This is a genomic window from Dactylosporangium sp. CS-033363 (assembly GCF_050942475.1).
Taxonomy (GTDB): Bacteria; Actinomycetota; Actinomycetes; order Mycobacteriales; family Micromonosporaceae; genus Dactylosporangium.
The window spans coordinates 5,362,535-5,386,978 of record NZ_CP192032.1; the positions used below are offsets into that span (position 1 = coordinate 5,362,535).

Below are 24,444 nucleotides of genomic sequence, written 5' to 3' on the forward strand. Positions count from 1 at the left end.
GGCGAGGACGGCGTCGTGCTGCTCACGATGGACGACCCGGCCCGGTCCGCCAACACCATGAACGCCGCGTTCACCGAGGCGTTCGGCGCCGTGGTCGACCGGCTGTACGCGGAGAAGGCCGACATCACCGGCGTCATCCTGGCCTCGGCCAAGAAGACCTGGTTCGCCGGCGGCGACCTGGACCTGCTCGGCAGCATCGGCCCCGACCAGGCCGCCGACATCATGGCGTCCACCACGCACCTCAAGTCGCTGCTGCGCCGGCTGGAGACGCTCGGCCGGCCGGTCGTCGCCGCGATCAGCGGATCCGCGCTCGGCGGCGGGCTCGAACTCGCCCTGGCCTGCCACCGGCGGATCGTCGCCGACGACGGCCGGATCGAGATCGGCTTCCCCGAGGTGACCCTCGGCCTGCTGCCCGGCGCCGGTGGCGTGGTGCGCACCGTCCGGCTGCTCGGGATCACCGAGGCCCTGATGCAGGTACTGCTGAAAGGCCAGCGCCACCGCCCCGCCAAAGCCCTCGACGTCGGCCTGGTCCACGAGCTCGCGCCCGCCGCAGAACTCGTCGACCGGGCCCGCGAGTGGATCGCCGCGAACGCGAACGCGGTGCAGCCGTGGGACGTCGCGGGGTACAAGATCCCCGGCGGCACGCCGACGAACCCCAAGTTCGCCGCGAACCTCCCCGCCTTCCCGGCCACGCTGCGCAAGGAGCTCAAGGGCGCCCCGTACCCGGCGCCGCGCAACATCCTCTGCGCCGCCGTCGAGGGCGCGCAGGTCGACCTCGACACCGCGTTCGTCATCGAGGGGCGGTACTTCGCCGAGCTCGCGACCAGCCAGACCGCCAAGAACATGATCAAGGCGCTGTTCTTCGACCTGCAGGCCGCGAACTCGCGCGGCAGCGGGAAGGTCACGTTCACCAAGGTGGCGGTGCTCGGGGCCGGCATGATGGGCGCCGCGATCGCGTACGTGTGCGCGAAGAACGGCCTCGACGTGGTGCTCAAGGACGTCACCCTCGAGGGCGCGCGGAAGGGCAAGGCGTACGCGGAGAGCCGCCGCCACGACCAGGCCCTGCTGGACCGGATCACCCCGACCGCGGACGTCGCCGACCTCGCCGGCGCCGACCTGGTCATCGAGGCCGTGTTCGAGGACCCGGGCCTGAAGCACAAGGTGTTCGCGGAGATCGAGGACGTCGTCGCCCCGGGCGCGCTGCTGTGCTCCAACACCTCGACGCTGCCGATCTCGATGCTCGCCGAGGGGGTCCGCCGCCGCGCCGACTTCATCGGGCTGCACTTCTTCTCCCCGGTCGACAAGATGCCGCTCGTCGAGGTCATCCGCGGCGCCGACACCTCCGACGAGACCCTGGACAAGGCCCTGGCGGTGGTACGGCTGCTGAAGAAGACTCCGATCGTGGTCAACGACAGCCGCGGCTTCTTCACCAGCCGGGTCATCGGCACGTTCACCATGGAGGGCCTGCGGATGCTCGCCGAGGGCGTCCCGGCCCCGTCGATCGAGCAGGCGTCCCTGCAGGCCGGCTATCCCGCTCCGGTACTGCAGCTGATGGACGAACTCACGCTCACCCTGCCGCAGAAGATCCGCAACGCGACGGCGGCGGCGATCGTCGCGGGCGGCGGCAGCTGGACGCCGAGCCCGGCCGACGAGCTGATCGACCGGATGGTCGACGACTTCGGCCGCCCGGGACGCTCCGGCGGGGCGGGCTTCTACGAGTACACGGACGGCAAGCGCACCGGGTTGTGGCCCGGACTCAAAGAGCATTTCGGCAAAAATGGAGAAACAAATTTCGCCGACATGCAGGAGCGGATGCTGTTCGCCGAGGCGCTCGAGTCGGTCAAGTGCCTCGACGAGGACGTGCTGACCTCGGTCGCCGACGCCAACGTCGGGTCGATCCTCGGCATCGGGTTCCCGGCCTGGACGGGCGGGGTGCTGCAGTACGTCAACCAGTACGACGGCGGCCTGCCCGGCTTCATCGCGCGGGCGAACGAGCTGGCCGAGCGGTACGGCGAGCGCTTCACCCCGCCGCCGCTCCTGCTGCGCAAGGCCGAGGAAGGCTCAACCTTCAACTAGCGAGCGGATCGCGGCTTCCAGGCCGGCGGCGTCGAGGGGATCCCCGGTGACGACGGCCTGGAGCATCGCCCCGTCGATGAGCGCGCTGACGGCCCGCGCGGCACGGTCCCCGGCCCGCGGGGCCAGGACCTGGTGCAGGCCGTCGAGCCACGCCCGGGCGAGGGGCCGCAGCTCGGGGACGCGGGCGGCGGCGAGGTACAGCTCGTACTCGAGCAGCGCCTTCGGCTTGTCCGCCAGATAGTCCGCGACGAGCCGGCTCAGCACCGCCGGGAAGTCGTCGGCCGCGTCGATCGCCGCCCGCCACTCGTCCAGGTCGCCGGCGGTCGAGTCGCTGACCAGCGCCAGGCCCGCCGCGATCAGGTCGGCCAGGGTGGGGAAGTAGTAGGTCGTGGCGCCGAGCGGCACGCCGGCCCGGGCCGCGACCATCCGGTGCGTGACCCGCCCGACGCCCACCTCGGCGACGACGGCGACCACGGCCTCGGCCAGCGCGCGCTTGCGGCCTTCAGGGTCTTTGCTGGTACCCACGTCAGTGCGCGCCGCCGAGATTCAGCACCACGACACCGGCGATGACCAGGCTCACCCCCACCACTTTAAGGACACTGAGCGGCTCGCCGAGGAACACCGCGCCGATCGCGACGATGGCGGCGGTGCCGAGGCCGGACCACATCGCGTACGCGACACCGACCGGCACCTCCTTCACCGACTGGGCCATGAACACGAACGCCAGGGTGTAGGCGGCCAGCACGCCGACCGTCGGCCACAGCTTCGTGAACCCGTCGGTGGCCTTGAGCAGGCTGGTGCCGACCACCTCCACGGCGATCGCGAGTCCGAGCATGATGTACGCCACGACGACCTCCTCAGACGCGGCAACTAGTACGATCGTACAAGTTGCTGGTCGTGATCGGCATACTGGTGCGTGTGACGTTGCACATCGACACCGCCCAGCGGCGGGCCCGGCTGGCGGTGCGGCACGGCCTGGCTGGTCCAGTACACCCGCGGAAAACGGCGGAAGAGGTCGCCTCGGATCTCGTCGCCCTGCACGCCACCGACCCGGCGACCGTCCACCTGTCCGTCGCCGCGCGGCTGCACCGGCCCCTCGTCGCGGATCTCGAGGAGGCGCTGTACGAGCGGCGCTCGCTGCTGCGGATGCTCGGCATGCGCCGCACGATGTTCGTGGTCCCGTCCGGCTTCGCCGCCGTCGTGCAGGCCGGCGCGACCCGGGCCGTCGCCGCCGAGCAGCGCCGCCTGCTGCTCAAACACCTGGCCGAGTGCGGGGTCGGCGACGCCGCGTGGCTGGAGGACGTCTCCGAGTCGGCGTACGAGGCGCTGCGCCGGCGGGGGAGCGCCACCGCCGCGCAACTGGCCGCCGACGAGCCGCGGCTGCGCAGCCAGCTGGTGTTTCCGCAGGGTACGCAGTACGTCACCAGCCGGATCCTGTTCCTGCTCGCGGCCGACGGGCGGATCGTGCGCGGCCGGCCCGTGGGGACGTGGATCAGCAGCCAGTACGCGTGGTCGTGCCTGCCCGACTGGCTTCCCGAGCCGATGCCCGAGCTCGACCCCGCCGCGGCCCGCACCGAGCTGGCGCGGGCGTGGCTGGCGCGCTTTGGCCCCGGTACAACCGCGGACCTGAAATGGTGGACGGGCTGGACCATGACGCACACCAAGGCGGCGCTGCGGGACCTGGCCGCCGTGGAAGTGTCCCTGGACGGCGGCGAGACCGGCTGGGTGCTGCCCGACGACACCGCCCCGGTCGACGACCCCGGGCCGTGGGTGGCCCTGCTGCCGGGCCTCGACCCGACGGTCATGGGGTTTCAGAGCCGGCTCTGGTACCTCGGGCAGCACGCACCCGCGCTGTTCGACCGCACCGGAAACGCCGGGCCGACCATCTGGTCCGGCGGGCGCATCGTCGGCGGCTGGGGCCAGCAGGCCTCGGGCCGGGTCGCGACCGAGTTCACCGAGGACGTCACGCCGGCCGTGCGCAAGGCCGTCGCCCGCGCCGCGGATGAACTGCAGGGCTGGCTGGGCGGCGCACGGGTGACTCCCAGGTTCCGGGCCCCGCTTGAGCGAAAACTGTCAGACCTCGCCGGTACGGTCGTGCCATGACGGTGGTTGCACGCGTCGGCTCGGTCACCCTCGACTGTGCCGATCCACGGGGGTTGGCGGACTTCTACCAGGCGGTGACCGGGGCGACCCGGGAGTACGACGGCGACGACTACGCCACCCTGGGCCCGGTGTCGCCGGGCGGGATCAACCTGTCGTTCCAGCGGGTGCCCGGCCATCGCCCGCCGACCTGGCCCGATTCGGGCGTGCCGCAGCAGTTCCACCTCGACCTCTACGCCGCCGACCCGGTCAAGGCGGAGGAACGCCTCCTCGAGCTCGGCGCGACGCGGGCCGGCCACCAGCCGGGCGAGGGCCGCTGGACCGTCTTCCTCGACCCGGCCGGCCATCCGTTCTGCCTCGCGCGGGATCCGGAGCCGGCGGCGTGACCGCGGTGTGCTGGGCGGCGGCCGTGCTCGCCGCCGTCTTCACGGTCGTGCGTGTGCTCGGGGCCGAGCGCGGGACGCCGCTGGTGCAGCTCGTCTCGTACACCCCGTACGCGGCGCCGGCCGCGCTCGTCGCCGGTGCGGCGGTCACGTTCCTCGCGGTGCTGCCGGGACTGGTCCTGCTCGCCTGCGGCGTGGTCCTCGCGGCGCTGGTCGTGCCGCGGCTGGTCCCGTCGCCGGTGCCGCGCGACGGGGTGCGGCTGCGGGTGATGTGCGCGAACCTGCTCTTCGGGCGCAACGCCACCCTCGCGTTCGTCGACCAGCTGAAGATCGACGACGTGGACGTGCTGGCGGTGCAGGAGCTCACCGACGAGGGGCTGGCCGCGCTCGACGACGCCGGCATCGACGCGCTCCTGCCGCACCGGGTCGTGTCGACCGCGCCCGGCGGGGGCGGGTCCGGGCTGTTCAGCCGGCACCCGATCGAGGACCCGGCCGCGCGCAGCCTCGGCGGGATCCCGATGCAGCAGACGTCGGCGACGGTGCACGTACCCGGCGCCGGGCCGGTGCTCATCGAGTCCGCGCACCCCTATCCGCCGCGGCAGGGGCGGGTGCGGATCTGGCAGCAGCAGATCGCGACGCAGGCGGTGCCGTCCGCGCTCGGGCCGCCGCGGATCCTGCTCGGGGACTTCAATGCCACCCTCGATCATGCGGTACTGCGGAAGCTCCTGCGGGCCGGCTACCGCGACGCGGCGGCGGAGCGCGGGCGGGGGTTGGCGGCGACGTGGCCGTACAAGACGGAGACCTTGCCCTTCTGGACGCCGCCGATCACGCTCGACCACGTGCTGATCGACGCCCGGATCGGGGTGCGCGAATACGGGACGCGGCCGGCGGGTGAGAGTGACCACCGGCCCGTCGTGGCCGAGCTGGTGCTGCCCGCGGGCTTCTATGCTGGGTGACATGGCCGCCCCGCTGACGCCGGACCTGTCGTTCCTGCTCGACCACACCAGCCACGTGCTGCGTACGCGGATGACGGCGGCGCTCGCGGAGATCGGCCTGACGCCGCGGATGCACTGCGTGCTCGTGCATGCGCTCGGCGAGGAGCGGACGCAGATCCAGCTCGCGGAGATCGGCGGGATGGACAAGACCACGATGGTGGTGACCGTCGACGCCCTGGAGAAGGCCGGCTACGCGCAGCGGCGGGCGTCGAGCACCGACCGCCGCGCGCGGATCATCGCCGTGACGCCCTCGGGGGCGGAGATGGCGGCGCGGAGTCAGGAGATCGCCGATTCCGTGCACGCGGCGGTACTGGATGCGCTGCCCGACGATGAGCGCTCGGTGCTGGTGCGGGCGTTGACGCGGCTGGCGCAGGGGCATCTGGCCGCGCCGGTCGAGGCGCAGGGGGTTCGGCGGGCCCGGCAGTAGGGCTTCTCCGTTCTTGGGTTTGCCGCTTTTGGGCTATTCGCCGCGCTTCCCGCCGGCCAGTTCCGCGGCGATGTCGATGTGGCCCACGTGACGGGCGTACTCCTGCACCAGGTGGAACAGCACGCGCTCGAGGGTCGGCGGTTCCGCTCCTTCCCAGCGCTCGCCCGGCGCACCCTTCGTGTCGAGGTCGTGACGCAGGATGACGGCCCGGGTGGCCTCGCCCTGCTGCCGGAGTTCGTCGCTGAGCGTCTCGCGGGTGTCGCTTTCGGTGACGAGCCAGGTGCCGTTGGGGCCGTCGTCGCCCCACGGGTTGGCGATCTCGCGGCCCTCGAAGCCCCACTCGAGCCAGCGCAGCTCGACGTACCGCAGGTGCTTGAGCAGCCCGAGCGGGGTCCAGCCGGACGGCAGCGCGCTGGTGTTCAGGGCCGGTTCGGGCATCGAGGCGACCCGCTCGATGAGGGTCTCGCGGAAGAAGTCGAGGTAGCGCAGGAACACCTCGGCGCGGTCGGCGGCCGGCTCGGTGGGTTCGGGGAAGTTCGTCACAGTCAGTTCATCCCGTCAGAGATAGTTCTGTAGCAGACGATCTGCTACGGTCGGGCTTATGGGACAGAATCGTTGGCTCGCCCTCGCCGTGCTCGCGACCGGCATGCTCATGGTGATCCTCGACGGCAGCATCGTCACCGTCGCCATGCCGGTCATGCAGCGTGACCTGCACTTCACACCCGAGGCCTTGACGTGGGTGATCAATGCCTATCTGATCGCGTTCGGGAGCCTGCTGCTGCTCGCGGGGCGCCTCGGCGATCTGCTCGGGCGCAAGCGGGTGCTGATCGCGGGTACCGCGGTGTTCGTCGCCGCCTCCGTGCTCGCCGGGCTCGCGACCGGGCCGTCGATGCTGCTGGCGGCCCGGTTCCTGCAGGGGGTCGGCGGGGCGATGTTCAGCGCGGTCAGCCTCGGGATCCTGGTCACGCTGTTCCCGGCGCAGCGCGAGCGGGCCCGGGCGATCGGCGTGTTCTCGTTCACCGGTGCGGCCGGCGCGTCGCTGGGCCAGGTGCTCGGCGGGGTGCTGACGGACGCGCTGAGCTGGCACTGGATCTTCCTGATCAACGTGCCGATCGGTCTGGCGACGCTGGCTTTGGCCGTGCCGTACCTGCCGGCCGACCGCGGGCTGGGGCTGCGCGCCGGAGCGGATGTGCTCGGTGCACTCCTGGTGACGGCCGGGCTGATGACCGGGATCTATGCCGTGGTGCAGACGAGGGGTAACCGGCTCGTCACTGCTGGTGTGGCGGCGGTGCTGCTCGGGCTGTTCGTGCTGCGGCAGGCCCGGGCGCGCAACCCGCTGATGCCGTTGCGGGTGCTGCGGTCGCGGCAGGTCGCGGGGGCCAACGTGCTGCAGGTGCTGATGATCGGGGCGATGTTCTCGTTCCAGATCCTCATCGCGTTGTACATGCAGCGGGTCCTGCACTACACGGCGCTGCAGACCGGGCTGGCGATGCTGCCAGCGGCGCTGAGCATCGCGGCCGTGTCTCTCGGGGTGTCGGCGCGGCTGATCCAGCGGTTCGGGGAGCGGGCCGTGCTGATCGCGGGGCTGGTGCTGCTGACGGCGGCGCTCGGGTGGCTGACGCGGCTGCCGTCCGACGCGCGGTACGTCACCGATCTGCTGCCGGTCATGGTGCTCATCGCGGGTGGTGGACTGGTATTGCCGGCTATCACGGGGCTCGGGATGTCGGGGGCGCGTGCGGACGATGCGGGGCTGGCGTCGGGGCTGTTCAACACGACGCAGCAGCTGGGCATGGCGATCGGGGTGGCCGCGCTGTCCACTGTGGCCGCCGCTCGCACGGCCGCGCATGTGCGGTCGGGCGTCTCGGAGGCGGTGGCGCTCACGGACGGCTACCGGCTGGCGTTCACGATCGGCGCGGTCCTGCTGGCGGTGTCGATCGTCGGGGCGGCGGTGCTGCTGCGGTCGCCTTCGCGTGCTGGATCTGTCACCGTTTCGTCACGCTCTGATGGTTCGGCGGTGGCGCCGGTGGGGCGGGTCGAGGCGCACTGCGAGTGATGGTGCGGCTACCCTCGATTCGCTGCAACGTATGGTCGCCCGGATCCGTCTTTGTCACGGATTGATGCCGTCGCCCGGGGGGTGGCGGCCCGGGTGGTGCATGATCGGATTCGGGGCGGGCTGTGGCCGGTTTCTCAGCGGTGTCTGCAACACTGTCGCGCATGCGGCAGCGGGTCGGGGGCGCGTTCGGGGCGTCGGTGGTGTTGGTGGCGGTACTGGCAATTCCATCAATGGCGTCCGGAGCACCCAGCCCGACGCCGAGCGCGTCGGGTGCCGTGAACCCGAACCTCGGCCCGGCCGTCAGCGGTAGCGCCGTGTGCACGATGAGTGACCCGCAGCTGACCGAGATCTCCGGGCTCGTCGCGACCGCGGACGGGTACGCCGTCATCAACGACAGCAACGTCGAGCGCAACCGCGAGAAGATCTTCCTGCTGGACAGCGAGTGCCGGGTGACCCGCAGCGTGAGCTACCCGAGCAGCGCCTTCGACCCGGAGGACCTCGCGGTCACCAAGGACGGCACGCTGTGGGTCGCCGACATCGGGGACAACACCACGCTGACCGGCGGCTCGGGCAACCGCCGCCCGTCGATCGCCCTGTGGAGTCTCGCCCCGGGCGCGAACGCTCCGGTGCTGCACCGCCTGGCGTACCCGGACGGCAAGGCGCGCGACGCCGAGGCACTGCTCATCGACGCCCAGGGCCACCCGGTGATCGTCACCAAGGACCCGGTCGGCGAGGTGTACACCACGAAGGAGCCGCTGCCGTCCAACAACGCGAACCCGGCCTCCCTGACCCGCGCCGGCACCTTCAAACCGCTGGCGACGGGGACTGCCAACCCGTACGGCATCCTCGGCACCGGCGTCGTGACCGGCGCCGCGATGAGCCCGGACGGCAAGCGCGCCGTGGTCCGCACCATGTCCGACGCCTACGAGTTCGACGTCCCCGACGGCGACCTGGTCGAGGCCATCACGGGCGGCGCGACGCCCCGGATCACCCCGCTGCCGAGCGAGCCGCAGGGCGAGGCGATCGCCTACAGCCGGGACGGCACCGAGTTCCTGACCACCTCGGACCAGCCGAAGCCGACCACGATTCTGCGGTACACCCCGTACGCGCCCCCGGCCCCCGCCGCCCCCTCCCCGGCGGCGCAGGCCCAGGCGCCGAAGACCGTCGACCGCTCGTTCCTGGACAGCCTCTCCCTGCAGGACATCACCCGCATCGTGACCGGCATCGGCGTGGTGGGCCTGCTGATGATCGCGGTCGGGGTGTTCGCGGTGATCCGCTCCCGCCGCAAGCGCCGCGCCCTGCTCCTGGCCGGCGCCCCCGCGGCGGCCGTCACCGATGCTCAGAACCCCGGCGACACCTCACCGGCGGACGACGACACCGACAGGTCGATCGACGGCAGCGACGGCGACTCGGAACGGCGCGGATCTGCGGAGACCGCCGACCCGGGCCTGAAATCCACAAGCGGCAGCACGGCATCGGTGAAGCCGGCGAGTGACAGCGATACGGCGTCGACCGGGTCCGCGAACGGCGGCGTGGCGGACCTCGACGGCACGCTGGAACCCGGTGGCGCCGACTCTGGTCGTGTGAGGTCGGCAGCTGAGCCGGAGCCGGCTTCGAGTGCGTCGGCGGTTGCTGACTCGGTGGCGCCGGCTCAGGCGAAGCCCGCGGATGACAGCGCGTCACCGGCCACCGAAGCCTCGTCGGCGTCCGCGGCACCCGCGTCGCAAACGGCGGCTTCCGCTTCCCAGGGGTCGGCTTCCGCTTCGCAGGCGTCGGCCGGAGCTCCGCCGCAGTCCAGGGGGCCGCAGGGTTCCGGGCGGCCGGCCAAGGCAACGAAGGCGACCAAGTCCACGAAGCGGCCTCGGTCGGGTGGCACAGGACCTTCAGGGTCCTGAGGTCGACGCTCTGTGACCGACCCCGAATTACCGGTATTGCGATTACCGGTAATTCAATAATCGGTAATTCGGCTCGGTGCGAGGCGCGGGCTTACTAGTCGGTAACCTGGCTGGCATGACGCGATTCGTGCAGGCCGGGCCGTCGTTGCGTGACCCGTACACCGCTGACCCTCAGCTGCGCGGCTGGCTTGATCGGCTGCTGGGCGAGGACGGGCATGCCGCGGCCAAGGAGCGGTTGTCGGACCTGTCCGCCGAGGTGCTGGGGCCGCTGCGGGTTGCGCATCACGACGCCGAGACGCATCCGCCGGTGTTGACGCGGTTCGACGCCTGGGGGGAGCGGGTCGAGCGGGTTGACACGTCCGCCGGGTGGCAGGCTCAGCGGGCGGCGGCGGCTCGGCATGCCGTCGTGGCGTTGCCGTATCTTCCCGAGGCTCGGGGTACCTGGGGGGCCGGGGCTCGGGTTGTGCAGCAGGCGCTGCTCCACCTGTGGGGGCCTGAGTCGGCTACCTTCTCGTGTCCCGTCGCCATGGCTGACGGGGCCGCCGCGCTGTTGACGCAGACCGGGGCGCAGGGCGAGTGGCTCGCCCGGCTCGTGTCGACCGATCCGGCGGTCGCGGTCACCTCGGGGCAGTGGATGACCGAGTCGCAGGGTGGGTCCGACATTGCGCGGTCGACCACCACGGCGCGTGCGGACGGGGCCGGGGGGTGGGTGCTGACCGGGGACAAGTGGTTCTGCTCGGCTGTCGACTCCGCGATGGCCGTCGCGCTGGCCCGGCCTGAAGGTGCTGGGGCCGGCAGCCGGAACCTGGTGCCGTTCCTCGTGCCCCGGTACGCGGGCGGCGGGGTGTTGCCGGCTCAAGGGGTACAAGTGCTGCGGTTGAAGGACAAGCTCGGAACACGGGCGGTGCCGACGGGTGAGGTGCGGCTCGACGGGGCTCGGGCGTTTCCGCTGACCGATCCCGGCCGGCCGGGGCTCGGCGCGATGATGACGCTCGTGGTCGTGACCCGGCTGCACAACGCGGCCGCGGCGGCCGGGGGGATGCGGCGCGGGCTGGAGTATGCGCTCGCGTACGCGGCGGAGCGGACCATCGCCGGTGGGGTGCTGGCCGACAATCCCCTGCACCGGGCCACGCTCGGCGGGCTCGCTGTGGATGCGGCCGGGGCGTTCGCGCTTGCGGCGCACTCGTTTGCGCTGCTGGGCCGGGCCGAGCACGGGGACGCCGACGCGGCGGCCGAACTGCGGCTGGCGGCGCCGTTGGCGAAGCTCACGACCGGGCGGCTGGCGGTGGCCTCGGCGAGCGAGTACCTGGAGTGCTTCGGCGGCGCGGGCTATGTCGAGGACACCGGCATTCCGCGGCTGCTGCGGGACGCGCAGGTGCTGCCGATCTGGGAGGGCACCACGAACGTGCTCTCGATCGACGTACTGCGGGCCCTGTCCGCGGACGGCGGGCGGCCGCTGCTGCACCGGCTGACCGCGGCCGCCGATGCCGCCACCCACCGCTTGCCGGGCGTGGCCGAGGCGCTGGCCGCGGCGACGACCCGCCTGGCCGGGGACGTGGCCACCGCGGCCGGCGACCCGCGCGACGCTCGAGTCGTGGCGGGGGCGCGGGAGCTGGCGCTGCGGCTCGGGCACGCGTACACGGCCGGGCTACTGCTCGAGCACGCCGCTTGGGCCGCCGAGCGGGGGGACGAGCGGCCGGCGCTGCTGGCGTCGCTGTGGATCCTTCGGCGGCTTGGGCATGCCGACATTTCGGCTGACCTGCACGCCGGGTTCGATCAGCTGGTGACCGCGCCGTAAACGCACGCGGGTTGGCCGGGGCCGTTCAGTGCGGCGAAGACACGCGGTCCGGGCAGGCCGATGTCCTGACCGCGCGCGTCTGGGCAGGTCGGCGTCGTCACCGCACCGGCTCGGGCCTGCGGGCGTCCTGACCGCGCGCGTATGGGCAGATCGGCGTCGTCACCGCACCGGCTCGGGCCTGCGGGCGTCCTGACCGCGCGCGTCTGGGCAGATCGGCGTCGTCACCGCACCGGCTCGGGCCTGCGGGCGTCCTGACCGCGCGCGTCTGGGCAGGTCGGCGTCGTCACCGCACCGGCTCGGCCCGGCGGGGTGAGCTCACCGGACGAGGCCTGGGCTTGCTTGAGCGTCCTCACCGCACGGGTTCGGCCCGGCGGGACGTCGTCACCGCACGGGCCGGTATGCAACGTGGCAAGGCACGTGGCTCCAGCCACCCGGTGTCGTCAGCGAACCAGGCCGGGCGGATTGGCATTACCAGTCGGCCGGCCAGGGCAACCAGCGTCACCCAGCCTGTCGCCGGGGAAATGCAACGTGGCAAATGTCTGCGGCGCCGGGCGGATCGGCGTCCAGTGCTCCAACGCGGTCCGTTGGCGTTGGCAACGCAGGTGCCCAGGAACGCGTTGCCGCGGTGAGGCGGCGGCAGCACGGCCCCGGCCGCCAGGAAGGAGGTGGCGAGGAGCAGCGCCGCCGAGGTAGCGAGGAGCAGCGCCGCCGAGGTGGCGAGGAGCGAGAAGTCGCCGCTGCCGACTTGTGCCAAGGGTGCACGGTGCCGGCGTGACTGGCGTGGCCGAGAAAGGGCGTGACTGGCGTGGTCTGAATGCGGCACAGGCGGTACAAGAGCGGCGTTTTCAGGCTCTTCCCCGCCGTGCCCGGGCGGCGGCCAGCGTGTAGGCCGGGTCGCGGTCCAGGTTGTGCCGGTCCCGGTCATAGCGCCTGGTCGTGCGCGGGTCCGCATGCCCCATCGCGTCCTGGACGTCCTCCAGCGGCACGCCCTCGTCTCGGGCCGCCGTCGCGAACGCGTGGCGCAGTGAGTGCGGGCTCAACCGGTCCCACGCCGGCACCGCCGCGTCGCGGGCCAGGCGGCGCACGAGCCGGAACACCGCGTGCCTGTCCACTCGACCGCCCGTAGCCGTCGCGAACAGCGGGCCCGGCGCATTCCCCCGTAACGGTAGGTAGTCGTCCAGCGCCCGCAACACGCCAGGGGTCAGGGCGCGGCGGCGGGCCTTGCCGCCCTTGCCGGTGAAACGCACCGTGCGGTGGCCGCGCTCCGAGCCCAGGTCGTCCACGTCCAGGGCGACCACCTCGCCCACCCGCAGCCCCAGGTCCGCCAGCAGCGCCAGGATCGCGCGGTCCCGGGCCGCGGTCGGGCCGTCCAGGCGGGCGGCCGCGGCCAGCATCGCGTCGACCTCCGCCGCGGCCAGGCCCACCGTGCCCGAGACGTCGCGGTCGACGCGGGGGCGGTCCGCGCCGCCGACCGGGTTGGCCGGCACCGCCTCCAGGCGCAGGAGGAACTGGTACCAGCTCGACAGCGCCGAGAGCTTCCGGGCCACGCTCGCCGGGGCGAGGGGTTTGCCGGTTCGGGAATCGACCGTGGACTCCAGGTCCCGGGCGTAGGCGTTGACGTGCAGGAACGACGTGCGCAGCGGGTCCAGGTCGCGGGCGGCGCACCAGGCCAGGAACTGCTGGACGTCCCGCCGGTACGCGGCGCGGGTGTGGGCCGAGAGCCTGCGGTTGGCCAGCCACGCCTCGGTGAAGTCCGCGGCACCCTCCGTGATGGCGGGCAGAGCGGGCGGGGGGAGGCGCTCGGGGCTGCTCATGGTTACGGGTTGACCGCCCACACGGTGGTGCGCTTGATCGGGGTGTCTTCCAGCGTCTGCGGTACCGGCACGTCGTACTCCGCCAGCAGCGTCAGATGCTCCCGGGGCAGGTACGCCCGGCCCGGGTCGCCCACGAGCACCGTCGCGCCGTTGCGGGCGGCGCGGCGCAGGTAGTCGAGCATGCGGCGGGTCATCTCGCGGCTGTAGAAGACGTCTCCCGCCAGTACAACCGCTGCGTCTGGCTCTTGCTCGAGGACGTCGGCCAGCAGCGGGGTGACGGCCACGCCGTTCGCCTCGGCGTTGATGGCGATCGCGGCCACCGCGAGCTCGTCGATCTCGACGGCGGTCACGTGCGCGGCGCCGGCCTTCATCGCCGCGATCGCGACCAGGCCCGAACCGGCGGCGAGGTCCAGGACGGTGCGGCCGGCGAGCAGGCCGGGGTGGTCGAGGACGTACCGCGCGAGGGCCTGTCCACCGGCCCAGGCGAACGCCCAGAACGGCGGCGGCATCTGCCCGCCCTGGTCGGACTCGGTGCGTTCCCACAGCTCAATCGCCTCGTCGGCGAGCCGGAGCCGGACCTCAGGTGCGAGCGGCACGGGCGCCAGGCTGGTGTTGTCGAGGACGAACTGTGCGGTCATCGGAGCGGACCGTACCAGGCGGGCTGTCACTCCTGCGTGCGACGCCCCGTGCACGTGCACTTCGGTACCGTCGCAAACATGGGCGGAGATGCCGTATTCGTCTGGATCATCCTCGGTATCGCGGTGGTCGCGCTGCTGCTGATATTGCTGTACGTCGATTCGTGGCGGCGCAAGGACGACGCCTGAGAAGCTTGGGTCATGAGCAGCAGCACCACGGTCTACCTCGTGCGCCACGCCGAGCAGGCGACCGGCGGCGACGGGCTCTCCGCGCTCGGCGCCACCCAGGCCGCGCTCGTCGGCCGGCGGCTGGCCGGCACGCCGTTCACCGGCTTCCACCACAGTCCCGCGCCGCGGGCGGCCGAGACCGCCGCGATCATCGCCGGGACGCTGACCAGCGGCGTGCAGCCGCACCCGTGTGACCTCGCGGCGGACCGTACGCCGGTGCCCTCACCCGGCCGCCGCTCGCGCTATCCCGCGCACTACCTGCCGTGGCTGGACGCGGTCCCGGCCGAGGAGCGCGACGAGGACGCCGCCGCGCTCACCGACGCCGTGGACCGGCTCAGCCGGGTCGGCGACGGCGAACGGCACGAGCTCGTCGTCACGCACCGTTTCGTCGCCGCGTGGTTCGTGCGGCACGTCCTCGGCGCGCCGGAGTGGCGCTGGCTCGCCGTGGACGTGGCCAACACGGGGCTGAGCGTGGTGCGCTACCAGCCGGAACGCCCGCCCGTGCTGGTCTGCAGCAATGACACGGGACACCTCTGACAAGTCCCCGAACGGGGGTTGCTAGAGTCACCCTCGGTTCGGTGAGCGTGCTGGAGTCCGACCCATCACGCTCCCGCCTTACCCTTCCCGGGTCACATGCCGATGACCGCGTGCAGCGAGTCCGGCAGTGAGCCCGGATGCAGAATGCCGAGCCGCTGCGTGGCCCGGGTCAGCGCGACATACAGATCGTTGGCGCCGCGCGGCGACTCCTCGACGATCAGCTCCGGGTCCACGACCACGACCCCGTCGAACTCGAGGCCCTTGGCCTGCTTCACGGTCAGCACGACGACCCGGGTGGTCAGGTCCGGTTCCTCGCCGAGCGCGCAGTCGGGGGCGACCTTGCGCACGTGCGGCACCAGATCCTCGAAGATCCCCGCCGGCAGGATCACGCCGAGGCGACCCTCGCCGGCCGCCTCCGCCTCCTGCTCGACCGCCTCCGCGAGGGCGTCGCCGAGCCGGGACGGGGCCACGCCGCGCACCCACGGCTCCACGCCCGCCTGGCGCACCGAGCGCGGCGGCTGGATGTCCGGGTCGATGCCGGCCAGGACCAGCGCCGCGACCGACATGATCTCGGCCGGCGTGCGGTAGTTGACGGACAGCTCGCGCAGCCGCCAGCGCGCGCCGACGTACGGGGTCAGCGCCTCGCCCCACGACGACGCCCCGCCGAGGTCACCCGTCTGGGCGACATCGCCGACGACGGTCATCGACCGGCTCGGGCAGCGGCGCATCAGCAGCCGCCACGCCATCGCCGAGAGCTCCTGCGCCTCGTCGACGATCACGTGCCCGAACGCCCACTTGCGGTCGGCGGCGGCCCGCTCGGCCGGGGTCAGCGCCTCGCCCTCGTCCTGCCGCTCGGCGAGCCGGTCGGCTTCGAGCAGGTCGGTGACCGACAGCAGTTCCGGGTCGTCCTCGTCCTCGACGTCGATCGACCGGGAGCCGAACGCGATCTCCAGAGCCCCTTCGGCGTACGCGACCTGCTGCCTGCGCCGCCGCTCGGCCAGGATCTCCAGGACGGTCTCGTCCTCCCCGAGCAGTTCCGCGGCCTCGTCCAGCAGTGGCACGTCCGCCGGCGTCCACCCCTCGCGCGGGGCCCGCTTCAGCCGCGGGTCGGCCCCGGCCGCGGCGAGCCGCTTGTCGGAGGCGAACAGCGCGGCCAGCAGCTGCTGCGGGGTGAGGATCGGCCACAGCCAGTCCAGGGCGCCGAGCACCTCCGCCTCGCCGCGCAGCTCCCGCCGGATCTCGGCCAGGTCGGCCTCCTCCAGCAGCTGCGCGTCGCCGGGCGCGTCGTCGCCGCCGAGCGGGTCGTCGGCGTACGGGTCGATCCCGATCGAGTCCGCCACCACCAGCGACAACGCGTGGATGATCTCGGTGTCGAAGGTCGGGCGGGCCAGGTTGTGCAGTTTGCCACCGCGGCGGGCGCGTTCCCGGGCGTCCTCGATGACGGCCGGCTCGAGCACGACCTCGGCGCCGTCGAGCAGGTCCAGGCGCAGGCGCAGCGGCTCGGACGGTACCCGCTGCCGGTCCCGCACCGCCTCGGCGAGGACGTCGGCCATCTCGGCCCGGCCCTTGATCGCCGCGATCTCGGCCGGCTCCTCGCGGTCGGCGACGACGCCGGGGAACAGGTCGCCCATGGTGCCCAGCAGCACGCCGGTCTCCGCCAGGGACGGCAGGACCTGCGAGATGTAGCGCAGGAAGGTGGCGTTGGGCCCGACGATCAGCACGACGCGCGAGGACAGCATCTGCCGGTGGGTGTACAGCAGGTACGCCGCCCGGTGCAGCGCCACCGCCGTCTTGCCGGTGCCCGGCCCGCCCTGCACGACGAGGACGCCGTTGAGGTCGGCGCGGATGACGTGGTCCTGCTCGGCCTGGATCGTCTCGACGATGTCGCGCATCCGGCCGGTACGGGAGGCGGTCAACGCCGACAGCAGCGCCGCCTCGCCGGTCACCCCGTCGTGCGCGCCGCGGCCGGTGGCGTGCGCCTCGCTCAGGTCGAGGACCTCGTCGTCCAGGCCGGTGACCGTGCGCCGCTCGGTGCGGATGTGCCGGCGGCGCCGTACCCCGTCGGGGGCAGCGGCGGTGGCCAGGTAGAACGGACGGCTCGCCGGGGCCCGCCAGTCGATCAGCAGCGGCTCGTAGTCGTTCTCCTCGTCGAAGATCCCGATCCGGCCGATGTAACGCACCTCGTCCCCGGATTTCGCCGTGAGGTCGAGCCGGCCGAAGCACAGCCCGTTCTCGACCGCGCTGTACTGCGCGATGCGGTCGGAGTACAACGCCGTCTGCGAGTCGCGGTGCGACCGGTCCGCGGGTGTCCCGCCGCCCTGCAACAGGGTCGAGGTGAGTTGCTGCGACGCCTCCTCCCGCAGGCGATCGAGGTGCTCATAGAGCTCGTCGAGGTGCGCCTGCTCCTCGACGATGTCGGCTGTGTCGGATGGGTTTGACAATCCGCTCTCCAGTCGGCTAACATTCAGCATGTCGACGCCCTGGTGGCGTCTTTTTTGTTGCCCGAACGCTCTACTCTAGCTGTTGGGCGGCCCGCCGTGCGAATCGATGTCGCGAACCACGCCGCCCGTCTCGGCCTAATCTACGAGGGCCCGTGCACCGGCGGCGAGATCGGCGCCGGTTTCGTCCGCTGGCCCGACGGCCGCGAGGGCGTTCTCGGTTCCGGCAATCCCGCATCGGTACCGCTCCTGCGCCTCGCCCGCGCCGCCGGCATCCCCGCCCCGAGCTACGACCTCGTCGACGGCCCGGTCATCGTGCAGTCCCGCCTCCCGGGCTCACCCCCGGCCGCCTTCGACACCCGCCTGACCGACGAGATGCTGGCGGCGAGCGCGCGCTGCGAGGGCCTGCTGCGGGGCACAAGCTTCCAACCGCTGCGTCTGTACCTCCACGAGCCCGGCCCCGGCTTCTGCCACCACGACGCGCTGGCTGCGGCATCACCTCGCACCGCCGCACTGCTGGCGTCGATCCGGGCCGTGCCGCTGACCGAGCTGCCCGGCGACGACCTGGTCCACTTCGACTTCCACCCCGGCAACGTCCTCGTCTCGCCGACCGGGGCCCTGACCGGCGTCGTCGACTGGGACGGCGCGGGCCGCGGCACCCGCGCGTTGGACGTGGTGACGATGCTGTTCTACGCCACCCGCCGGGCTCCGGCTCTGGTACCGCGGCTGCGGGCCCTCGCGTTCGATCTGGCGCCCCGGCCGGTGGTGGAGGCGTGCTGGGCGCACATCAGCCTGCGGCAGGTCGACTGGTCGCTGCGCTTCCACGCGCCGGAGGAGGCGTCAGCCTGGGTCGCGGTCGCGGAGCAGGGCCTGTAGCAGCGTCAGTTCTCCCACTTCGCGACAATCTCGGCCGCCCGGGCGATCGCGGCCGGCGTCGGCAGGGCGGCGGGGAGCTCGCCGCCGTAGGGCCGCACCATGAACCCGCCCACCGCCGGGTGGAACGCCAGCCCCCGGCTGACCTGGCTGGGCCGGTCGCGGCGGTCGTACAGGTTGAGGGTGCCGTGACTGATCCACGGCCACGCCCGGCGGAGCACCGGGTGCGCCGCGGCAGCGCGGGCGGGCGGCACGTCGGTGTCGTCGTCGTTGTGTTCGGCGAGGATGTGCCAGAGCGCTTCGATCCCGGCCGCCGGGCCGATGACGGCGAGGTACGGGTGGCGCTCGGCGAGCTCCTCGGCGGTACGCCCGTCGTGCAGGTCGAGCACGGTGCCGGTGATCTCGTCCAGGTCGCCCGTCCGGCCCGCCGCGGCCGGGTCGCCGAGGTAGCTCCACACCATCACCTCGTAGCCACCGCCGCAGCCGGCGCGGACGCTGATGTGGTGCGCGCTGGACGTGAACAGCTGGGCCGCGACCGGGCCGAAGCGGTCGGAGCCGCCGCGCAGCCGCTCGAGACCGGTCCGCCGATGCAGTTCGCCGGCCAGGCCACCCCGTTCGAGCGCGCCCTTGGGCGCGGCCTCGGGCGTGGCGTCGAGCCCGACGTTGGGCGCGGCGTCGGGCGCGCCGTCGAGCGCGGCGCCGGGCGTGGCGTCGAGCGTGGTCAGGAAGCGGAAGAGGTGCGGGTCGAAGCGGCCTGGATCGGCCGCCGCCAGCTCGTCGCGGGTCCACCACCGCACGGCGCGGAACTCGCCGGCGTCCGGGCGGAGTTCCTCGTCGCCGGCGCAGTCCAGGACGTACCAGAGGCTCACGTCGGTGTGGCCGTGGTCGTGCCCGACCGTACGCGTGATGGTCAGGAAGATCGGCGACCGCGACAGACCCGCGTCGCCCAGACCGAGCTCCTCGCGGATCTCCCGCCGCGCGGTCAGCGAAGGGTCCTCGTCGACCTCGACATGCCCACCCGGCGGAAGCCACAGCCCGGCGTTGAGGTGATCGACGAGCAGGATCCGCCCGTCCGCGGCGACCGGCACCACGTAGGCCACCAGATGCTGCGGCGGGGAGGCCGGCTTGACCCGGCGGAACACGTCGTCCGTACGCGCCAGCCAGCCCAGCGCCGCCGCGCGATGCTCGGCACCGAGCCTGTCGACCGGTGAGAGCCGGGACACCAGGCCATGAACGACCGCGACGGACACACGCACCCGGAGATGCTGTCACGCGCGCCGCACCACCGCAGTCCCGGCGCGCCCGGGCGGATCGACCTGCATCACCGCAGGAGCTGCACCACAGTGCCGATGCCGCCGGCGGCGAGCAGCACGGCGGCCGTCCTGGGCAGCCAGCGCACGGCCCCGGGCTCCCGGCCGGCCACGTACCGGCCGAGGGCGGCGGCCGCCCCGACGAACGCGACCACAGCGGGCAACCCGGCCAGCGCGAGCCCGAGCGTGACCCGGACGGTGAAGTCCGACCCGTGCGCGGCACCGAACCCGGCCAGCGCGAGGCTGAGCCCGCCGAGATCGGCCACGCCGAAGGCGGTGCGGATTCGGTGACGCTCCGTACGTCTCGCGAACGCCATCGCCGCGCCGGTCAGCACCGTCACGCCGAGTACCGACAGCACCGCCACGGATCCCCACCGCGACGAGATCTCGCCGACGCCGAGGTACCCGACGAGACATCCGGCCAGCAGCGCCCCGACATGACAGGCCAGCCGCCGGAGCACCCGGGGTCCGGCCGCGGCGAACAGGTAGGCCAGCCACATCGCGTACCCCGGGTACAGCAGCGCGTCGCCGAGCCAGAACTCCCACTCCGGCACCCGGTCGCGCGCCGGCCCTGTCATCACCACCAGCCCGGCGAGCAACGACACGGCCACGAACAGTGACCGCCCACCCCGGCTCGCGCCCAGATCATCCCGCTCACGGAAAGCCACGACCCCATCACCCGCCGCGACGCCGTTCCCGACGACACGTCCGGCCGCGCCCGCTGCACGCCCGTCCGCAGCCAATGGGGCATCGCGGGGCGGGACGCCGGCGGCAACGGCGCCGGCCTCCGTCGAATCAGCACCGGCTGCGGCAACTCCGTTCGCGGCCGACCCGGCGTCGTCCGGCAGGCCGTCTGCCGTGGCAGCTCCGGGCGCGGCCAATGCTGCGTCCCGGGGCTGAGCGTCGGCGATGCCCGCGGCGGCCGAAGCGGCACGGGCGGCAGTAGCTCCGTGTAGAGCCGATGCAGCGCCAAGAGCAGCTCCGCCCGCGACCGGCGCGACATCGCGAGGCGCGGCGGCGGTGCCGGCCTCGGCCGAAGTGGCGCGGCCGGCGGCAGCTCCGTGGAAGGCCGGCGCGACATTCCGTGGCGAGGCGGCGGCGTCGGGAGTAGTTCCGCCCGCGGCCGGGGCGTCGGTGGGGCTGGCCGCGGCCGCAGCTCCGGCCCGTGCCGGCGCGGCAGCGGGTGAGCTCGCCTCGATGGCGGGCGACTCCAGAGCGGCAGGCCACGCCTCGGGTTCGGCCGCGACCGGCCCTGCCAAGGGCGTGGGTGCGGCAGACCTGACCGGGGGCGCGGGAGCGGCAGACCACGCCTCGGGTTCGGCCGCGACCGGCCCGGCCAAGCGTGCAGGTGCGGCAGGCCCGTTCGATGCAGGTGCGGCAGGCCCGTTCTCCGCCTCCGGTGCCGATGGCGTTCCCGATGGCGCTTCCGGCTGTCGAGGCGGCGGTGGACCCGGCAGGGGGCGGGCCACGATCGCGGCCGTTTCCTCCGAGACCGCGGGCGCGCCGAGGACCGCCGCCCATGAACGGATCTCGGCGCGCGGGCGGACGATCCGTGACGGTGCCGTCACCGCGGCGACACTGCCCTGGGCCACCGCCAGTTCCGGCTGTTCCATGACGGTGGGTGCGGTTCCGGTCACGCGGTGCAGCAAGGTGGCGACCAGTGGCATCCGGCTCGAGCCGCCCACCAGGAACAGGCCGGCCAGGCGGCCCGGCGGTACGGCGGCGGCGATCACCGAGCGGGTCAGCGCCACGGTCCGGCCGACGACCGGTGCGGCCAGGCGTTCGATCTGCTCGCGGCCCAGCGGCGCGTCGACCTCCAGGATGGGCAGGTGCACGTACGTCGAGGCCGAGCGGGACAGGATCTCCTTCGCGGTCCGCACGTCCTCCCACAGGTTGCGCCGGGCGCGGCGGTCCGCGGCGGAGGCGGGCTGGTCGAGACGGCGGATCTCGGCGGGGTGACCCTCCGCATACACCGCGCCCAGATACGCGACGATCGCCGCGTCCACATCCAGGCCGCCGGCATCGGGCAGACCGTCGCTGGCGGTGACGTCCCAGCCACTTTCGGTACGCCGGACGATGGACGCGTCGAAGGTGCCCGCACCGAAGTCGTACACCGCGACGCACGATCCGACCGGCACGTCGGCCCCGGTGCTCTGGGTGAAGCAGGTGGCGGCCGCGATCGGTTCCGGCACCAGGTCCGGAGGGCCGGCCAAAAACGCCGCAGCGCCGCCCGAAGACCCAAAAGCGCCGCCCGCGGGCCCAAAAGCGCCCGCCGGGGACCCAAAAGCGCCGCCCGAGGGCGCGGTCGGGCCGGAGAGGGAGGCCCGCGCGGCCGCCTCCAGCAGCACCGCCCGGCGCGGCGCGGCCCACGCCGCCGGGTACGTCAGCGCCACACCCGCCGGCGGCCCGCCCATGGTCCGGATCGCCTCCGCACGGACCTGGGCCAGCACCGCGGCGATCAACTGCGACACCGGGTACTCGCGGTCGCCCAGCAGCACCGTCCCGTCGTCGATGCGCCGCTTCGGGTGCGGTTCGAAGCACTCCGGGCGCACCCTCGCCGCGTGCACCGCCTCGCGGCCGACGAGCAGGCCATCGAGTGGGCCATCGAGCGGGCCATCGAGCGGGCCATCGCCGCCGGCGCACACGGAGGAGCCGGCGCACACGGAGGACGGCAGCTGCGGGAAGCCGTCGAACAGCAGGGGCCGGGTCCGGCCGCCGGGCTCCTGGATCACGGCCGCCGTGTTGGAGGTGCCGTAGTCGATCCCGAGGCGGTACCCGACAGTGATCACGAGCGCACCCTACGACGCGGTACCCGCCGTGGTCATTGACCGGAACGAGGGAGTCACCACCCGCGGGTGACACCGCGGACCTCGCGGTCGACGGCCCAGGCGTCCGCGACCGGGCCGACGTGGCCGAGCTTGTCGGGGTTGAGCACGATGCGGATGGTCTGCACCTGCCCGTCGAGGATGTCCAGGGCCAGGCTGTGCAGCACCCGCCCGGTCCGGTCGTACGCGATCGCCCCCGGCTGCCCGTTGACGTCCCGGCGCCGCAGCGTCACCGACGCCTGGGCCATCCGCGGGAAGACCGTGCCGATCAGCCGGGCCACGTGCGCGGCGCCGAAGACCGGGTGGGCCAGCTGCGGCGTCTTGCCGCCCCCGTCGCCGGCGACCGTGACGTCCGCCGCGAGGAGGTCCTGCAGCGCGGCCACGTCGCCGTCGCGCAGGGCGTCGAAGAAGCGGTCGGCCAGGGCGTCGCGGGCGTGACGGTCGGCCTCGAAGCGCGGGCGGCCCTCCGCCATGTGCCGGCGGGCCCGCACGACGAGCTGCCGGCACGCCGCCTCGGACCGGCCGACGGCCGCGGCGACGTCGGGGAAGTCGAAGCCGAACACCTCCCGCAGCACGAACACCGCCCGTTCCAGGGGGCTGAGCCGTTCCAGGAGCAGCAGCGCCGCCATCGACACCGAGTCGGCGAGCTCGGCCGACCGCGCCGGGTCCTCGTACGGGTCGGTGAGCAGCGGCTCGGGGAACCACGGGCCGACGTACGTCTCGCGGCGGATCCGGGCCGAGCGCAGCACGTCGATCGCGATCCGGGTCACCGTGGTGGACAGGAACGACCGTACGGCGTGCGGTTCGACGCTCGAGCGGGCGAAGCGCAGCCACGCCTCCTGGACCGCGTCCTCGGCCTCGGTGACGCTGCCCAGGATGCGGTACGCGATGGAGAACAGCAGCGGCCGCAGCGCCTCGAACTCGGTGGCCGGGTCCACGTCAGGCCACCCGGCCGGCGAGGACGAACGCGGCCAGCAGCAGGTACGCGACGTTGAGCGCCACCAGTCCAGTCTCGCCCCGCCGGCCGTGGGTGACCATCGCGCCCACCATGAGCAGCACCCAGCAGGCGGCGGTGACCGGCACGAGCACCGGCGCGATCCCGGTCAGGCGCGGCAGGATCAGCCCGGCCGCGGCCAGCAGTTCGAGCACGCCGAGCGTCTTGACGAACCCGGCGCTCACCCCGGCGGTCCACCCGCCACCGTGCACGGCGGCGAGCTTCTCCCGCGGTACGAACGTCTTCGTGATGCCGCCGACGAGGGCGACGAGGGCCAGGGCGCCGGTGGCGATCCACAGTGCGATGTCCATGCCGCTACGACGAGACAGCGCCGAACCCGGTGACATCAGACGAGGCGCAGCTGTCCCTCGGCGCGCGCGGCCGGGCCGAGGTTGCCGGCGCGGTGGTGGCGGCGGCACAGCACCTGGTAGTGCACGTCGGCCGGGGACGGGGAGGTGATGTCGTCCGCGGCGGTGTCGCCGATCACGACCTGGTCGCCCTCGCGGGCGATGAGGCCGTCGACGATCCGGGCGTTCAGCGTGCCGGTCCGGCCGCACCAGCACAGGACCTCGACCTGGACGCGGGTCACCTCGTCGGCGAGTTCGAACAGGCGCTGCGCGGCCGGGAACAGGCAGGTGCGGAAGTCGGTGGCGAGGCCGAACGCGTACACGTCGACGTCGGAGTTGTCGACGAGGTCGGCGAGCTGCTCGATCTGCTCGACGGTGTAGAAGCTGGCCTCGTCGCAGATGAGGTAGTCCACGCGGATGCCGCGGGCCCAGCGGTCGCGGACCAGGGAACGCAGATCGAGACCGGCGACGTCGACGGCGTCCTTGCCCAGGCCGATGCGGGTCGACAGGCGGCCGGGGCCGGCCCGGTCGATCGTCGTGAGGACCAGGCCGTGGCGGCCCTGCCGCGCGTGGTTGTAGTCCATCTGCAGGGCCAGGGTGGATTTGCCGCAGTCCATCGGGCCGTAGAAGAACTTCAGCCGGCCGCCGCGGCGGGTGCGGGAGTCCCCGGCGGCCACGCAGGCGGATGGGTCGTCGTCGGTTGGCGTCACGGCGAG

Annotated in this window: 21 protein-coding genes; 10 read left to right on the forward strand and 11 right to left on the reverse strand. The window is 73.1% G+C overall.

Translation table 11 applies throughout. The features are described from left to right. Positions 1–27: 27 nt before the first annotated feature. The gene (locus ACQPZ4_RS24865; RefSeq protein ID WP_433066640.1) at positions 28–2,076 is read left to right on the forward strand and encodes a 3-hydroxyacyl-CoA dehydrogenase NAD-binding domain-containing protein; all 2,049 of its coding nucleotides are present in this window, start codon (positions 28–30) and stop codon (positions 2,074–2,076) included. Here ACQPZ4_RS24865 and ACQPZ4_RS24870 read toward each other — a convergent pair. Both ACQPZ4_RS24870 and ACQPZ4_RS24875 read right to left on the reverse strand, forming a co-directional pair. After that, positions 2,062–2,601 (reverse strand): TetR/AcrR family transcriptional regulator, encoded by a 540-nt coding sequence (locus ACQPZ4_RS24870; protein ID WP_433065734.1) that lies wholly within the window; start codon positions 2,599–2,601, stop codon positions 2,062–2,064. The genes ACQPZ4_RS24865 and ACQPZ4_RS24870 overlap by 15 nt on opposite strands. Position 2,602: 1 nt before the next feature. Next, a complete protein-coding gene (locus tag ACQPZ4_RS24875) occupies positions 2,603–2,923 on the reverse strand; it encodes a DMT family transporter (protein ID WP_433065736.1) in 321 nt (106 codons plus the stop codon). A gap of 71 nt (positions 2,924–2,994) precedes the next feature. Here ACQPZ4_RS24875 and ACQPZ4_RS24880 point away from each other — a divergent pair, with 71 nt between their 5' ends. Genes ACQPZ4_RS24880 through ACQPZ4_RS24895 form a run of 4 tightly spaced genes read left to right on the forward strand, consistent with a single transcriptional unit; the run spans position 2,995 to position 5,981 of the window. Further along, positions 2,995–4,179 carry a winged helix DNA-binding domain-containing protein gene (locus ACQPZ4_RS24880; protein ID WP_433065739.1) on the forward strand — a complete coding sequence of 395 codons (1,185 nt, stop codon included), beginning with the start codon at positions 2,995–2,997 and terminating at the stop codon, positions 4,177–4,179. Further along, on the forward strand, positions 4,176–4,562 hold the full coding sequence (locus ACQPZ4_RS24885) for a VOC family protein (protein WP_433065742.1): 387 nt from the start codon (positions 4,176–4,178) through the stop codon (positions 4,560–4,562). Before ACQPZ4_RS24880 ends, ACQPZ4_RS24885 begins: the two co-directional genes overlap by 4 nt. Next, positions 4,559–5,515, forward strand: coding sequence for an endonuclease/exonuclease/phosphatase family protein (locus ACQPZ4_RS24890; protein WP_433065745.1), 957 nt, complete (start codon positions 4,559–4,561; stop codon positions 5,513–5,515). The genes ACQPZ4_RS24885 and ACQPZ4_RS24890 overlap by 4 nt, the downstream gene beginning before the upstream one ends. Before the next feature lies 1 nt (position 5,516). After that, complete coding sequence (locus ACQPZ4_RS24895; protein WP_433065748.1) at positions 5,517–5,981, forward strand: MarR family winged helix-turn-helix transcriptional regulator; 465 nt, start codon at positions 5,517–5,519, stop codon at positions 5,979–5,981. Between the two features lie 33 nt (positions 5,982–6,014). Here ACQPZ4_RS24895 and ACQPZ4_RS24900 read toward each other — a convergent pair whose 3' ends face one another. Continuing rightward, positions 6,015–6,524 (reverse strand): DUF664 domain-containing protein, encoded by a 510-nt coding sequence (locus ACQPZ4_RS24900; RefSeq protein WP_433065751.1) that lies wholly within the window; start codon positions 6,522–6,524, stop codon positions 6,015–6,017. Between the two features lie 58 nt (positions 6,525–6,582). Between ACQPZ4_RS24900 and ACQPZ4_RS24905 the strand changes: the two genes are divergently transcribed. From ACQPZ4_RS24905 to ACQPZ4_RS24915, 3 genes are all read left to right on the forward strand, one after another. Further along, positions 6,583–8,034, forward strand: coding sequence for an MFS transporter (locus tag ACQPZ4_RS24905; RefSeq protein ID WP_433065753.1), 1,452 nt, complete (start codon positions 6,583–6,585; stop codon positions 8,032–8,034). A 323-nt stretch (positions 8,035–8,357) separates the two neighbouring features. After that, complete coding sequence (locus ACQPZ4_RS24910; RefSeq protein WP_433065756.1) at positions 8,358–9,929, forward strand: hypothetical protein; 1,572 nt, start codon at positions 8,358–8,360, stop codon at positions 9,927–9,929. A 115-nt stretch (positions 9,930–10,044) separates the two neighbouring features. After that, positions 10,045–11,727: an acyl-CoA dehydrogenase family protein gene (locus ACQPZ4_RS24915; protein ID WP_433065759.1), complete on the forward strand. Its 1,683-nt coding sequence runs from the start codon at positions 10,045–10,047 to the stop codon at positions 11,725–11,727. A gap of 845 nt (positions 11,728–12,572) precedes the next feature. Here ACQPZ4_RS24915 and ACQPZ4_RS24920 read toward each other — a convergent pair. Next, entirely contained in the window at positions 12,573–13,541 is a 969-nt protein-coding gene (locus tag ACQPZ4_RS24920) for a tyrosine-type recombinase/integrase (RefSeq protein WP_433065762.1), read from the reverse strand. 2 nt (positions 13,542–13,543) lie between these two features. Then, positions 13,544–14,179 (reverse strand): class I SAM-dependent methyltransferase, encoded by a 636-nt coding sequence (locus ACQPZ4_RS24925; protein ID WP_433065765.1) that lies wholly within the window; start codon positions 14,177–14,179, stop codon positions 13,544–13,546. Positions 14,180–14,377: 198 nt separating this feature from the next. Here ACQPZ4_RS24925 and ACQPZ4_RS24930 point away from each other — a divergent pair, with 198 nt between their 5' ends. Beyond that, positions 14,378–14,941 (forward strand): histidine phosphatase family protein, encoded by a 564-nt coding sequence (locus ACQPZ4_RS24930; protein WP_433065768.1) that lies wholly within the window; start codon positions 14,378–14,380, stop codon positions 14,939–14,941. Between the two features lie 92 nt (positions 14,942–15,033). Here the strand turns inward: ACQPZ4_RS24930 and ACQPZ4_RS24935 are convergent, their stop codons facing one another. Next, the gene (locus tag ACQPZ4_RS24935) at positions 15,034–17,412 is read right to left on the reverse strand and encodes a HelD family protein (RefSeq protein ID WP_433065771.1); all 2,379 of its coding nucleotides are present in this window, start codon (positions 17,410–17,412) and stop codon (positions 15,034–15,036) included. A 66-nt stretch (positions 17,413–17,478) separates the two neighbouring features. On the opposite strand from ACQPZ4_RS24935, the gene ACQPZ4_RS24940 reads away from it, so the two are divergent. Next, the gene (locus ACQPZ4_RS24940; RefSeq protein ID WP_433065774.1) at positions 17,479–18,255 is read left to right on the forward strand and encodes a phosphotransferase; all 777 of its coding nucleotides are present in this window, start codon (positions 17,479–17,481) and stop codon (positions 18,253–18,255) included. A gap of 5 nt (positions 18,256–18,260) precedes the next feature. Here the strand turns inward: ACQPZ4_RS24940 and ACQPZ4_RS24945 are convergent, their stop codons facing one another. The 5 genes from ACQPZ4_RS24945 to ACQPZ4_RS24965 form a co-directional block, all read right to left on the reverse strand. Then, positions 18,261–19,508, reverse strand: coding sequence for an NUDIX hydrolase (locus ACQPZ4_RS24945; RefSeq protein WP_433065777.1), 1,248 nt, complete (start codon positions 19,506–19,508; stop codon positions 18,261–18,263). Positions 19,509–19,573: 65 nt separating this feature from the next. Then, positions 19,574–22,351: an Hsp70 family protein gene (locus ACQPZ4_RS24950; RefSeq protein ID WP_433065780.1), complete on the reverse strand. Its 2,778-nt coding sequence runs from the start codon at positions 22,349–22,351 to the stop codon at positions 19,574–19,576. A 53-nt stretch (positions 22,352–22,404) separates the two neighbouring features. After that, positions 22,405–23,325, reverse strand: a complete 921-nt coding sequence (locus ACQPZ4_RS24955) for an RNA polymerase sigma-70 factor (protein WP_433065783.1) — start codon at positions 23,323–23,325, stop codon at positions 22,405–22,407. Position 23,326: 1 nt separating this feature from the next. Beyond that, positions 23,327–23,692 (reverse strand): DoxX family protein, encoded by a 366-nt coding sequence (locus ACQPZ4_RS24960; protein ID WP_433065785.1) that lies wholly within the window; start codon positions 23,690–23,692, stop codon positions 23,327–23,329. A gap of 35 nt (positions 23,693–23,727) precedes the next feature. Further along, positions 23,728–24,438, reverse strand: coding sequence for a thymidine kinase (locus tag ACQPZ4_RS24965; RefSeq protein ID WP_433065788.1), 711 nt, complete (start codon positions 24,436–24,438; stop codon positions 23,728–23,730). Between the last annotated feature and the right edge of the window lie 6 nt (positions 24,439–24,444).